Annotated in this window: 9 protein-coding genes; 8 read left to right on the top strand and 1 reads right to left on the bottom strand. The window is 45.0% G+C overall.

The genetic code is table 11. The annotated features are described in order from the left end of the window. Nucleotides 1–4: 4 nt before the first annotated feature. The 6 genes from A3IE_RS0113125 (at nt 5) to A3IE_RS0113150 (ending at nt 8,006) form a co-directional block, all read left to right on the top strand. Nucleotides 5–595 carry a DUF4390 domain-containing protein gene (locus tag A3IE_RS0113125; RefSeq protein WP_020396079.1) on the top strand — a complete coding sequence of 197 codons (591 nt, stop codon included), beginning with the start codon at nt 5–7 and terminating at the stop codon, nt 593–595. Then, a complete protein-coding gene (locus tag A3IE_RS0113130) occupies nt 592–2,766 on the top strand; it encodes a sensor histidine kinase (protein ID WP_020396080.1) in 2,175 nt (724 codons plus the stop codon). The genes A3IE_RS0113125 and A3IE_RS0113130 overlap by 4 nt, the downstream gene beginning before the upstream one ends. 9 nt (nt 2,767–2,775) lie before the next feature. Further along, the gene (locus A3IE_RS0113135; RefSeq protein WP_020396081.1) at nt 2,776–4,155 is read left to right on the top strand and encodes a sigma-54-dependent transcriptional regulator; all 1,380 of its coding nucleotides are present in this window, start codon (nt 2,776–2,778) and stop codon (nt 4,153–4,155) included. A gap of 66 nt (nt 4,156–4,221) precedes the next feature. Then, entirely contained in the window at nt 4,222–5,172 is a 951-nt protein-coding gene (gene lipA, locus A3IE_RS0113140) for a lipoyl synthase (RefSeq protein WP_020396082.1), read from the top strand. Between the two features lie 18 nt (nt 5,173–5,190). Then, the gene (locus A3IE_RS0113145) at nt 5,191–6,648 is read left to right on the top strand and encodes a M16 family metallopeptidase (RefSeq protein ID WP_020396083.1); all 1,458 of its coding nucleotides are present in this window, start codon (nt 5,191–5,193) and stop codon (nt 6,646–6,648) included. 2 nt (nt 6,649–6,650) lie between these two features. Beyond that, nucleotides 6,651–8,006, top strand: a complete 1,356-nt coding sequence (locus A3IE_RS0113150) for a M16 family metallopeptidase (protein WP_020396084.1) — start codon at nt 6,651–6,653, stop codon at nt 8,004–8,006. On the opposite strand, the gene A3IE_RS0113155 is transcribed toward A3IE_RS0113150, so the two are convergent. Next, nucleotides 8,003–9,697, bottom strand: coding sequence for a tetratricopeptide repeat protein (locus tag A3IE_RS0113155; protein WP_020396085.1), 1,695 nt, complete (start codon nt 9,695–9,697; stop codon nt 8,003–8,005). The two genes, A3IE_RS0113150 and A3IE_RS0113155, sit on opposite strands and share 4 nt — an antisense overlap. Before the next feature lie 176 nt (nt 9,698–9,873). Between A3IE_RS0113155 and A3IE_RS0113160 the strand changes: the two genes are divergently transcribed. Then, nucleotides 9,874–11,034: a MalY/PatB family protein gene (locus A3IE_RS0113160; RefSeq protein ID WP_026154933.1), complete on the top strand. Its 1,161-nt coding sequence runs from the start codon at nt 9,874–9,876 to the stop codon at nt 11,032–11,034. 340 nt (nt 11,035–11,374) lie between these two features. Next, nucleotides 11,375–12,979: a cytochrome ubiquinol oxidase subunit I gene (locus tag A3IE_RS0113165; protein WP_020396088.1), complete on the top strand. Its 1,605-nt coding sequence runs from the start codon at nt 11,375–11,377 to the stop codon at nt 12,977–12,979. The last annotated feature ends 11 nt before the right edge of the window (nt 12,980–12,990 follow it).

The following is a 12,990-nucleotide window of genomic DNA, read 5'->3' on the forward strand; positions in this document are numbered from 1 at the left end:
TATAATGAAAAAACAATGGTGGTTACAATGCTGGACTACTTTAGGGCTAATTCTAATGCTACAAGCTCAAGTGTTGGCAAGTTCGGAGGAAATCACCTTGCAAAACTTTTCTCTGGAGGCCAGTGAAGAAAATCCTAAAGTATTGGTTGCTAACATTCAGTTCAATTATCAGATCTCGGATTATATGCGTGAAAGCTTATTAAATGGTATTGCGTTACGGAATGAAATTAAATTTGATTTGGTTTGGCATAGCGAGTGGTGGTTTAATAAAAATCAGAAAATTGCAGAGGTAGTGACTGAGTTAAAATACCATGCCTTAAGTAGGCAATACCAAGTAGTGCGGAAAGATACTGAGGAAAACTGGAACTTCTCTAATTTATCTGCTGCTTTGGATTATATTGGAAAAATTAAAAATTTTGAATTGCCTGAATTGCCTGAAGCGGCTTATCAAGATAACGCTTCCATTTATGTAGAAGCTGTGTTAGAGCCAAAAGCATCCAGTATGCCTTTGAATTTATCTGCCCTTTTTTCGAGTAAAAACCGCTTGGTAAGCCAAGGGGTTATGTGGCCGATTACGCCGTCTATTAGCCCATGATGCAAGGCTGGCAACGTTGGATCCCCGTTGGCATTATTGGCGTTTTGTTGAGTATTTCACTCGGTTTATTGCATAACGTAACTCAGGATATTTCCAACGCGAGCAATTCTTGGTGGTATGGTAAGGGTCTAGTTTATCTTAATGTTTTTATCTTAATAACATTGGTTATTGCGATTTTAACCAATGTTATTCGTGCTTTAAATCAGTGGCGCTTACGCCAAGCCGGTTCGCGCTTCACCCTACGCCTAATGACAGGTTTTTTGGTTTTAACCTTAATTCCTGTGCTGATAGTTTCTTATTTTTCCATGAACTTTATTGGAAAAAATGTAGGCAAACAATTGGATTCGCAAATTGAAGGAGCCTTAGATGATGCTTTAGAATTAGCGCGTCTATCCTTATCAACACGCAATACAGCCTATCTAAAAGATTTGGAAAAATTATCTTATCAGTTTTTTAGCAAGGATCGTATTGAAATAGCGGCGCTATTAGATGATTGGCGTGCACGCAATGGTGCACATGAAGTGTTATTAATTGGGAATGATCAACGTTTTATTGCTACTAGTGTTGATGAATTTAATCAATTGGTACCTTTCTTTTCTTTAAAGGATTTATTACGTCGTGTTGAAATTCGCGGGAGTTATCAGCATTTAGAGCCTACTGAAAATAATCAATCTTTATTTGTTCGGGTAGCATTAAAAGTCAAGTATGGTGATAAGAATAACCCTAAAAATGGCATTCTAACAGCCTTATTACCCGTGCCAGAACGTGAGCGTCTTTTAGCAAATAGTGTCTCGAATGCTCAAGAAGAATATAAGCACTTATCTTTTAATCAAGATTTGTTAAAAGATGCTTTTCGTTTAGCGTTGTCGGTGATTGTTATTTTGACTGTGCTATTTGCACTCTGGGCGGCTTTTATTTTTTCGCGCCGTTTAACGCAACCTGTCAGAGATTTAGTGGAAGGCACTTTAGCGGTTGCTTCTGGCAATTTGCAAAAGAAATTGCCTGTTTCAGATCGAGATGATTTTAGTTTATTGGCGCGCTCGTTTAATACCATGACTCGGCGTTTGTCGAATGTCCAGCATGAACGTGAGCAAGCGCGTCAGCAATTACAACAAGAGCATGATTATTTATATGTCGTGCTGGAGCATTTATCATCTGGCGTGATTACTTTAGATGAAGATTCGGTAATTCGTCGCGTCAATACAGCGGCAAGTTATATTTTGGACGTGCGTTTACAAGATTTTGTCGGCTTGCCTTTAGGCGCGATGTGCCAAGAACATGATAATTTGCAGCTATTCTGCACAGCATTGACACCATGGCTGAATAATCCGCAGGAAGATTGGCAAACGGAAATTAATTTGGTGTCGGAAAAAGGGCGTAAGGTGTTAGTGTGCCGTGGTGCGAGTTTGCCGGATACTTCAACACAGCAACGTGGCTATGTTTTGGTGTTTGAGGATGTGACAGACGTGGTGCAGGCTGAGCATGATGCGGCATGGAGTGAGGTAGCGCGTCGTTTGGCACATGAGATTAAAAACCCGCTCACACCGATTCAATTATCGGCTGAGCGCCTCACGCGTAAATTAGATAAAGTATTAGATAGTGAGTCGAGCGAGTTTTTAAATCGCATGACTCGAACTATTATTCAGCAAGTCGATACCTTAAAAGCGATGGTAAATGCCTTTAGTGATTATGCCAAAGCACCTGTGTTAGTGCTGCAACCCATTAATTTGAATCAGTTGGTGCGTGAGGTGGTCGATTTATATGCCGGAAATACCCAACAAGTGCGTATTGTTTTCGAGGAAAATGCTTTACCGCTGATGCTGTTGGATGCGCATCGGATTCGCCAATTATTAGTGAATTTAGTAAAAAATGCCTTGGAAGCGATTGCTGAGTCGAATAATGAAGGGTGTATAACCATTCGAACTAGCATTGGATTGGATGCTGCTAAGCAGGCTGCGCTATTATGTGTGCAGGATAATGGCCCTGGTATTCCACCAGAATTATTGCCGCAGCTATTTGAACCTTATGTGACCAGCAAACATAAGGGCACTGGTCTTGGTTTGGCCATTGTGAAGAAAATTGTAGAAGAGCACCATGGAACGCTTAGCGCTAAGAACCTTGAACCGAATGGCGCTATGCTTACGATAAGATTTCCGCTAGACACCAAGTAGGATAAAGTTATGAGCGCACGATTAATTTTGGTGGTAGATGACGAGCCGGATATTCGTCAAATTGTCAGCGAAATTTTAGAAGATGAAGGGTATCGCGTTGAGACAGCAGAAAATGCGGAGCGTGCGCGAGACATTCAGCGCCAGCGCCGTCCTGATTTAATTTTGCTCGATATTTGGATGCCGGGGCTGGATGGTATTTCACTCTTAAAAGAGTGGCGTGAAACGAAGGTGTTGGCGGGACCCGTCATTATGATGTCAGGGCATGGCACGATAGAAACGGCGGTTGAAGCGACCAAATTGGGGGCTTATGACTTTATCGAAAAACCCCTTTCCACTGCTAAAATGCTGCTGACGATAGAAAATGCTTTGCGGGCTAGTCAATTGGAGCAAGAAAACCAAGGTTTGCGCCGCCAAGTCATACAAAATCATGAAATTGTCGGTAATAGCCGTGGTATGCAGCAATTGCGCGAACAAGCTACGCGTTTGGCTGCCCATGATGCTACTGTGCTTTTGTATGGTGAACCCGGTGTTGGAAAAGAAACTATAGCGCGTTTTCTTCATGCCCACAGTTCACGCAAATCACGACCTTTTATCAAAGTCGTATTACCTGTCTTAGAGCCTAGTCAACTAGCCGAGCAATTATTCGGCTCAGAAGATGCCCATGGGAATGTGCAATATGGCTTAGTCGATCAAGCCAATGGTGGCTTTTTGTATCTCATGGAAGTCTCTGAATTAGATCTGGAAAGCCAACGTATTTTGGTGCGTGCTTTAGAAACAAGGCGTTTTGCCCGAGTGGGTGTTCAGACTGAAATTGATTTTGATTGCCGCGTGATTGCCTCATCATCGCATGATTTACAAGATGATGTAGAGGGTGGACATTTCTTAGAAGCTTTGTTTTATCAGCTGAGTGTGATTCCTCTGCAAATCCCGCCTTTGCGTGATCATGCAGAAGATATTCCGGAATTGTTGAATTACTACGTGAATCAACTCACTTCACAAGAAGGCTTACCGTACCGCCATTTTACGTTTCCCGCACAAAACTTCCTGCGCAATCAGCGTTGGGCAGGAAATATGTTGGAGTTACGTAATCTTGTACAGCGCTTATTATTGCTCGGGACGGAAGTAGATATTAGTTTGGAGGAGGCGGAAGAGGCGGTTGGCGCGTCGATTCCGGTATTTAATCATGAAGTCGGTTTTATGCCCGAAAGCTTATATGATTTACCGTTACGCCAAGCCCGTGAGCAATTTGAGCACGATTACTTGGTCTATCAACTGAAACATGCCGATGGCAATGTCAGTAAATTGGCAGATCAGGTAAAGATGGAGCGCACCCATTTATACCGCAAAATGCGTTCGTTAGGCGTCGACCCGAAAAAATATGGACGCTGATATTTTGTGTTGTTGAGGCAGCATATTTTGTATTGGCTTAAACCGTAATTAACAGGCACATATACTATGTCATCACCCAATAAGCCCGAGCCGGGCGTTCCCCAACGTCGCGAAGACAAAGTTTCTCGTATTCCTATTAAGGTTGTGCCTAAAGATGAGCCATTAAAAAAACCTGCTTGGCTGAAGGTAAGACTACCCTCTGCTTCTCAGGCGAATAAAGTGCGTCATATGCTGCGCAATAATAAGCTGCATACGGTATGCGAAGAAGCGGCGTGCCCGAATTTGCCCGAATGCTTTGGTCATGGTACGGCAACGTTTATGATTCTGGGGCAGGTATGCACACGTCGCTGTCCGTTTTGCGAAGTGGGGCATGGTCGTCCCTTACCGGTGGATGAGCAAGAGCCCGCACATTTGGCCGAAGCTGTCGAAAGTATGCAGCTTAAGTATGTGGTCATTACTTCCGTGGATCGCGATGATTTACGTGATGGTGGAGCTAAGCATTTTTCTGATTGTGTACGTGCGGTGCGTGAGGCTCGCCCAGACATTAAGGTAGAAATTTTAACACCGGATTTTCGTGGGCGAATGGAAATCGCGTTAGAGGAATTGTCTGTCGCACCACCCGATGTGTTTAATCATAATATGGAAACTGTGCCACGTTTGTATAAACAAGCTCGCCCGGGGGCTGATTACCAATGGTCGTTGGATTTAATTAAGTTATTTGGTGAGCGTCATCCCAGTGTTCCTACTAAATCAGGTGTAATGGTGGGTTTGGGGGAAACAGTGGAGGAATTAAAAGAAACCATGCGTGATTTGCGTGCCCATGGTTGCCGTATGTTGACGATTGGCCAATATCTTGCGCCCTCCAATTCTCACTTGCCCGTCGAGCGTTATTATTCGCCGGATGAGTTTGAGATGTTGCGTGAGTATGGTGAGTCGATTGGTTTTGAGCATGTTGCCAGCGGTCCGCTAGTGCGCTCGTCTTATCACGCGGATCAGCAGGCTAAAGCGTTAGTTTAATAATTATTAGGCAAATTGATGAAAAAAATAATGTTATGTAGCTGCCTGATGGCGGCGAGTTGGGTGGTTAGTGCGCAAGAATCCACAGCAACAACTGCACCTGCTCAGGCTAGCAGTCATGTATCAGCTATGCCAGCATCCCAAGCAGCAGATGATTTAGCACCACGATTCTTCACCCTAAAAAACGGTATGCAACTGATTGTGAAGCCGGATCATCGCGCTCCAACCGCCGTACATATGCTTTGGCACCGTGTGGGGGCAATGGATGAGTTGAGTGGGACGACGGGTGTGGCGCATGTATTGGAGCATATGCTTTTTAAAGGAACGCCTACTGTGAAAGGCGGTGAGTTTTCACGTCGTGTAGCAGCACTCGGCGGCGATGAAAATGCCTTTACCAGCGATGATTACACGGCCTATTACCAGCAAATTCCGAAAGAAAAATTAGAAGAGGTTATGAAGCTGGAGTCAGACCGTTTTGTTAATAATGAATGGCCTGATGAAGAGTTTAAGAAAGAGCTCGAGGTGGTCAAAGAAGAGCGTCGTATGCGTACGGATGATCGTCCTCGCTCCTTGCTCTATGAGCAATTAATGGCGGCGACTTATATGGCGCACCCTTATCAAAATCCCATCATTGGTTGGATGACTGATTTGGACAATATGACGCCGAATGATGCGCGTGCTTTTTATAAAAAATGGTACAACCCACTTAATGCCGCTTTAGTGGTCGCTGGCGATGTGAAGCCTGACGAAGCTTATGCCTTGGCCGAAAAGTATTATGGCGCCTTGCCAACGCATCCGGTCGAGGAGCGTAAAGTCGTCAAAGAGCCCGCCCAAACAGGCATGCGTGCCTTATCAGTAAAAGCACCGGCAGATCAACCTTACCTGTTGATGGCGTTTAAAGTGCCGCAATTACGTAATGTGGATAATCCAACGCCAAGCGATTGGGATGCGTTAACGCTAACGGTGCTATCGGCCATTTTAGATGGTAATGATGGCTCGCGTTTTGAGCGCAACTTAATCAATAGTGACAACCGTATTGCAGATAGTGCTAGCACCAGCAATGGTTTGTACGGTCGTGGCCCCCAATTATTCTTCGTTGAGGGTGTGCCATCTAAAGGTAAAAACGTCGGTGAGTTACAGGCGGCGTTACGCGCTCAAATTAAGCGCGTTGCAGAAGAGGGCGTGACAGAGGCGGAGTTGCAACGTGTAAAAACACAGTGGATTGCCTCCGAAGTTTATCAGCGCGATTCGGTTTTTTCTCAGGCCAATCAACTGGGTTCTTTATGGGCTATTGGTTTGCCCTTGGATACCAAGGATAAAATGATTGAAATGCTGCGTAAGATTACGGCGGATCAAGTCAAAGCTGTGGCGCAAAAGTATTTTAACGATGATCAATTAACCGTAGCGGTATTGAATCCACAGCCGCGCGATCCTAATGCAAAACCTCGTACTCCTCCGGCTGGCTTGAGACATTAATCATGAAAAAAATAATATTTAAGACCGTAAGTAAAGCGTTATTGGCGGGTGTGTTGAGTTTGGCCGCAGCCATCGCGCAAGCTGCAACGCCTATCGAGCATTGGAAGCAAGTGAATGGCACTGGGGTTTGGTTAGCGTCTAGTATGGGTATTCCGATGGTGGATATTCATATTGAATTTGATGCAGGGTCTCGGCGCGATCCGGCTGATAAAATGGGCTTAGCCTCCGCTGTGGCTACTTTGACTAATAAGGGCGTGTTGGCGTGGAAAGATAAGTCTGCTTTAGATGAAGCTGCTTTAGGCGATGCGTGGGCTGATTTAGGGGCAGAATTTGGCGTCTCTTCGGATGAAGATAGTTTTTCATTTGAATTGCGTAGCTTAACTTATCCTGATGTCTTGCCTAAAGCGGTGGCTTTGGCCGCTCATCAAATTGCCGCACCTGCTTTTGACAAAGCGGTAGCCGAACGTGAGTTGGAGAAGTCGATTGCTGCTTTAAAAGAAGCGCAAACGCAACCCGATTATGTGGCTACCACTGAGTTCACCAAGGCCGTTTTTGGCTCACATCCTTATGGTCATGTGACCACTGAGGAAAGCCTAAAAGCGATTACACTCGAGGATTTAGGCCAGTTTTATAAAACCAAACTCAATCCTTGTCATGCCAAAGTCAGCATAGTAGGTGCTTTAAGCCACGAACAAGCTGATAAAATTGTGACTGAATTATTGGAAGGTTTGCAAATTGCGGATCAAAAAGGCTGTCCTGTCTTAGCACCCGTTGAGGATGCATCCAAACTCAGTGCTGCGCTTAAGAAAGATATTCCTTTTGATTCCGCCCAAGCGCAAGTAATGATTGGGCAGCCTGCCATGAAGCGTAGTGATCCCGATTTCTTTGCCATTTTAGTGGGTAATTACATCCTCGGCGGTGGTGGTTTCGTTTCACGTTTGACCGAAGAGGTACGTGAAAAGCGAGGCTTGTCTTATAGCGTTTATAGCTATTTTGCAGCACGCCAAAATGTGGGCGAGTTTATGATTGGTTTGCAAACACGTCCTGATCAAGCCCAGCAAGCTGTCGATGTTTCTATGCAGGTTTTGAAAGACTTTGTCGAAAAAGGCCCAACGGATGCAGAACTGAAAGCGGCTAAGGATAACCTGATGGGTGGCTTTGCTTTGCGCATTGACAGTAATCGTAAGCTTCTGAATAATATAGCCAATATTGCGCGTAATAATCTGCCATTGGATTATTTAGATGTGTGGACGCAGCGTGTGGATGCCATTACGGTAGCGGATATTAAACGCGCTTTCCAAGCGAAATTAGACCCTAATGCCATGGTGACTTTGGTAGTAGGGGCGCAAAAGCCCTAGGGTGTGAGGTGATCTAGCTGTTCGCGGCTAGCTTTTAGATTTTCTTGCGTATAATTAAGCGCTGGGTGATTGTCACCCAGCTTCGCGCGTTGAATTTGCAAGGCGGCTTCCAAGTTATTTACCGCTTCTTTGTATTGTTTTAAGCCAAAATAGGCTGTCCCCAAATTATTCAAGACTGCTGCTACAGGCAGTGAAGCATCGCCATACAGTTGCTTGCGTAACACCAAGGCATCCTGATACGCCGTAAGTGCTTTCGCATAGTCACGCTTCGTATAAGCAAGGCCACCGAGAGCGACCAAAGCCTCACTTTGCAATGCCTGTTGCGTTTTATGTGGCTTTAGCAGGGTGATGGCTTGTTCATAATGTTGGCTGGCTGCGTCACTTTCGTAAGCACTTTGTTCCAATTTGGCGAGCGCATAGGCGGCAAAAGCAATTTGTAAATGGTCTTTATCAGCAAGCTCTAATAACTGGAGTTGTTTGCGATACAAAGGTAAGGCTTTGGCTAAGTCTTGATTCGCTTGGTAGGCTTGCGCTAGGGCTTGTAATACTCTTAGTGTGGCGCTGTCTTGTTCACCCAGCTTTTTTTGAAAAATCGCTAGGGCACGCTCGTAGTGCGGAATTGCTAATGCGGTCTGCTCGTCTTCTTCATAAATTTGCCCCATGCTGGTCGCTAATTCCGCTAGCTTGATATGGTCAGTGCCTAACTGCTTGGTATAAATTTCTATGGCTTCTTGATAAAGCTGTAAAGCTTTATCATGTTTATCTTGCTGACGATAAATGCCGCCCAATTGGCTCAAGGTATCCGCAGTCGTTATAGCCTGGTTTCCATATTGCAAGCGACTAATGCCTAAAGCCCGTTCAGTCAATGCTTGCGCCTTAGGTAAATGTCCTTGGGTGTTTTGCAAATGCCCCAAATTATTCAGCACCGTGACTAAAAATGCATGATCCTTGCCTAAGGTATTTTCGAGCGTTGTAAGCGATTGTTCGTATAATGGAATGGCTTTGTCGATTAAACCTTGCTGATGGTATAGGGCTGCGATCAGGGATTGGGTTTGCGCGGTGCTCGCATGATCCTTACCTAATTGGGTTTCGCGAATCACTAACACTTTCTCGTGCCATTTCAGGGCTTCAGAATAGTTTTTTTCCAGACGATAATGTTCCGCAAGATTATGCAAAATAGCGGCGACCGCTAGGGAATCTTTACCTGAATGTTTTGCTTTCAGCGTGAGTGCTTTTTGATAAAGCGCTAAGGCTTGCTGGCTTTTGCCGTGCTTGTCATGCCACATGCCTAGGTTATTTAACGTGTCCGCTAAATCTGCTTCGTAGTCGTTGCCAGCGGCTTGTAGCACGATCACCGAGGCAGCGTAATGGCTTCTAGCAGTAGCCGGATCGCCTAAAGCGGTATGCACTAGGCCGAGATTATTATTTAAAATTCCCATATTTGGGTGCTTAATGCCAAGGTGATAGGCTGTATGGGCAGCCGCTTGTTGGTAGTAGTCTAAGGCTTTTTCATATTGACCCATGGCGTAATAGCCTTGGGCAAGATTCGCAAGATAAATACCGTAAGCAGGGTCACGGTTGGAGACACCTTCGCGCTCAGCCTTGGGCTTATCATATTGCTCTGCATAAGCTGTAGCGGTCACTATACTTAGCAACACGAGCCAGCCTAGCCAAGGTCTTGAGCGTCTCATGATGATTCCTTCACTCTAACTATCTTTGGCTAAGTATTGGCAATATCTAAAAAAAATACCGGTTTGGGTTTGGTTAGCGGTACGGAATTTGTGATGGGACGGAGCGCCGTTTGTGTGCTGGTGCTTGAGCGGCTAAACGCGCAAAATAAGCGTTTTGAATCAAGTTGAGCATGGTTATGAATTTCGATGAAATCATTGATCGCCGCCACAGTCATTGTATGAAGTGGGACATGATGCAAGCTCTGTATGGTGTTTCACCGGATGCCGGTTTAGCGATGTGGGTTGCCGATATGGATTTCCGTACAGCACCTGCTATCACCGAAGCCTTAAAAGCTGAAGTGGAGCACGGGGTGCATGGTTATTTTGGCGATGATACGGATCATTATGCGGCCGTACAAACATGGATGCGTACACGCCATCACTGGGAAGTTGACCCGCAGTGGATTTTTACCACACATGGTTTGGTAGCAGGTGTAGCCTTGTGTTTGCAGGCTTTTACTCAACCGCATGATGGCGTTATTTTATTCACACCAGTGTATCACGCGTTTGCTCGCACCATTAAGGCCAATGGACGCGAAGTGATTGAATCACCCTTGGTGATGCGTAACGGGCTTTATGAAATGGATTTGGATGCTTTAGCCAAGCAACTGAAAGGCCATGAAACGATGGTGATTTTGTGTTCACCGCATAATCCGGGTGGACGCGTTTGGTCGGTAGCTGAATTACAGGCTTTAGCCGATTTTTGTCTTGAACATCATTTATTATTAGTGTCGGATGAAATTCACCATGATTTAGTGTTTGCACCCGCTAAACATACGGTCATGCCATTAGTTGCGCCAGCCATTCGTGACCAGTTAATTATGCTGACGGCAACTACCAAAACTTTCAATATTGCCGGTGGTTTGACGGGCAATGCCATTATCGAAAACCTTCAACTACGCAAAAAATTTCAAGCAGCACTCATGGCGTCAGGCAGTTCGCCTAATCGTTTTGGCGTATTAGTTTCAACCGCTGCTTATCAACATGGCGCTGCATGGTTGGACGAATTATTGCCTTATTTAGATGCGAACCGTCGCCTTTTAGATGAAGGTATTAACGCATTAAAGGGTTTTGTTTCCATGCCAATGGAGTCAACTTATTTAGCATGGGTGGATTGCAAAGAAACAGGCTTGAGCCCGCAGCAAGTGATCGACAAAGTTCAGAAAGAGGCAGGTATTGCGGCGAGTCACGGCGCGAGCTTCGGTAAGGGTGGCGAAGGTTTTTTGCGTTTCAATTTTGCCACACCGCGTAGCCGAATCGAACAGGCTGTGGAACGTTTGCAGCACGTGTTCGCTTAATTTTTATAGAAATAGCTGCTATGGAGTGGCTATTTTTAGTTTTTATAGGCTGATCCATTTGGAGGTATGAATAATTGCTTATACCTAAATGGATAGCTCTTATAACTCATCAGATTCATCAACTTTTTGCATTTTTTGCATAATATCAATGCGCTAGATCAAGTTTCCCCCAAGTATTGGTTCTTGGAGTGAGGCCAAATCTGTGTTTTTTGACATGCCTTAGGTGAAATCACCGAGTCTTTGCTCCGAATATTTCAGACAACTCACTATTTAATAGACCTTTTGAGAATGGCACTTTTCATGCAAAACGGTGCTTATTTTAAATGTCTTCGGAGCGCATATGATTTCACAAGAAGTCGTTGATCTATCCCGACTACAGTTTGCATTAACTGCGCTGTATCACTTTTTATTTGTACCGCTCACACTAGGTATGACCTTTTTACTGGCGATTATGGAGTCAGTGTATGTCATGACCGGTAAGCAGGTTTATAAAGACATGGTTCAATTCTGGGGCAAGTTATTCATGATTAACTTTGCCTTGGGTGTCACTACTGGTCTGACTATGGAGTTTCAGTTTGGGACTAACTGGGCCTATTACTCGCATTATGTTGGGGATGTGTTTGGTGCACCCTTAGCGATTGAAGGCTTAATGGCTTTCTTTCTTGAGTCCACTTTTGTGGGGTTATTTGTCTTCGGCTGGGATCGTTTAAGCAAGGTTCAGCATTTAGTGGTGACATGGCTGATGGCTTTGGGCACGAATTTTTCGGCTTTATGGATTTTGATTGCGAATGGTTGGATGCAAAATCCTGTAGGCGCTGAGTTCAGTTATGAAACCATGCGTATGGAAATGGTTGATTTTGGCGCGGTGTTATTCAATCCCGTAGCGCAGGTCAAATTTGTGCATACCGTCGCGGCGGGTTATGTCACAGGATCAATGTTTGTCTTAGGCATTAGTGCTTGGTATTTACTGAAAAAGCGCGATATGGGTTTTGCTAAGCGCTCCTTTGCGATTGCCGCCGGTTTTGGCATGGCGTCAATTCTATCGGTGATTTTACTCGGAGATGAAAGTGGTTATGAGGCAGGTGAGGTACAAAAAATGAAACTCGCTGCCATTGAAGCCGAATGGCATACCGAGCCGCCTCCCGCTGGTTTTAATATTATTGCGACGCCTGATCAAGAGAAAGGCGAAAACAGTTATGCACTGAAAGTACCTTATGTATTGGGTCTGATTGCGACACGCTCGTTAAGTGAGCCCGTGACAGGGATTAATGATCTTGTGGCTCAAAATGAAGAACGCATTCGTCGTGGTATGCAGGCTTATGGTCTATTCCAGAAATTGCGCCAAGGTACGGCCAGTGATGCAGACAAGCAAGCGTTTGACACTTTGAAGCAAGATTTGGGTTATGGCTTATTGCTCAAGCAATATACAGAGCAAGTGGTCGATGCCACTGAAGAGCAAATTAAACTCGCGGCAAAAGCTACTGTGCCGCATGTTGCCTCATTATTCTGGGCTTTTCGAATAATGGTTGCAGCAGGCTTTACCATGTTAATAGTGTTTGCCTTATCGTTTTATTTCACGGCTAAGCGTAGTGCTTGGAATAAGCCATGGTTATTGCGTCTCGCCGTATTTAGTATTCCTCTGCCGTGGATTGCGGTGGAAACCGGTTGGTTTGTGGCCGAGTTTGGCCGTCAACCTTGGGCAATTGGTGAGGTGCTTCCCACTTTCTTAGGGACTTCAACCTTAAGTGCCGTTGATTTGTGGGGCAGTATTTTCGGTTTTGTTGCCCTCTACTCCATTCTCCTCATCATTGAAATGTACTTGATGTTTAAGTTTGCACGACTCGGTCCAAGTAGCTTACATACGGGTCGTTATTACTTTGAAAAGCTGGCTGGAGGCGGTCATACCGCACATGCTTATGCGCAAAAACTCAATGATCGCGTCTGAGGAGAACCCGC

This window comes from Thiolinea disciformis DSM 14473 (genome assembly GCF_000371925.1).
Classification (GTDB): Bacteria; Pseudomonadota; Gammaproteobacteria; order Thiotrichales; family Thiotrichaceae; genus Thiolinea; species Thiolinea disciformis.

Coding starts and splice junctions, on each gene's coding strand:
- A3IE_RS0113125 (WP_020396079.1), top strand. CDS start 5: ATGAAAAAACAATGGTGGTTACAATGCTGGACTACTTTAGGGCTAATT.
- A3IE_RS0113130 (WP_020396080.1), top strand. CDS start 592: ATGATGCAAGGCTGGCAACGTTGGATCCCCGTTGGCATTATTGGCGTT.
- A3IE_RS0113135 (WP_020396081.1), top strand. CDS start 2,776: ATGAGCGCACGATTAATTTTGGTGGTAGATGACGAGCCGGATATTCGT.
- lipA (WP_020396082.1), top strand. CDS start 4,222: ATGTCATCACCCAATAAGCCCGAGCCGGGCGTTCCCCAACGTCGCGAA.
- A3IE_RS0113145 (WP_020396083.1), top strand. CDS start 5,191: ATGAAAAAAATAATGTTATGTAGCTGCCTGATGGCGGCGAGTTGGGTG.
- A3IE_RS0113150 (WP_020396084.1), top strand. CDS start 6,651: ATGAAAAAAATAATATTTAAGACCGTAAGTAAAGCGTTATTGGCGGGT.
- A3IE_RS0113155 (WP_020396085.1), bottom strand. CDS start 9,697: ATGAGACGCTCAAGACCTTGGCTAGGCTGGCTCGTGTTGCTAAGTATA.
- A3IE_RS0113160 (WP_026154933.1), top strand. CDS start 9,874: ATGAATTTCGATGAAATCATTGATCGCCGCCACAGTCATTGTATGAAG.
- A3IE_RS0113165 (WP_020396088.1), top strand. CDS start 11,375: ATGATTTCACAAGAAGTCGTTGATCTATCCCGACTACAGTTTGCATTA.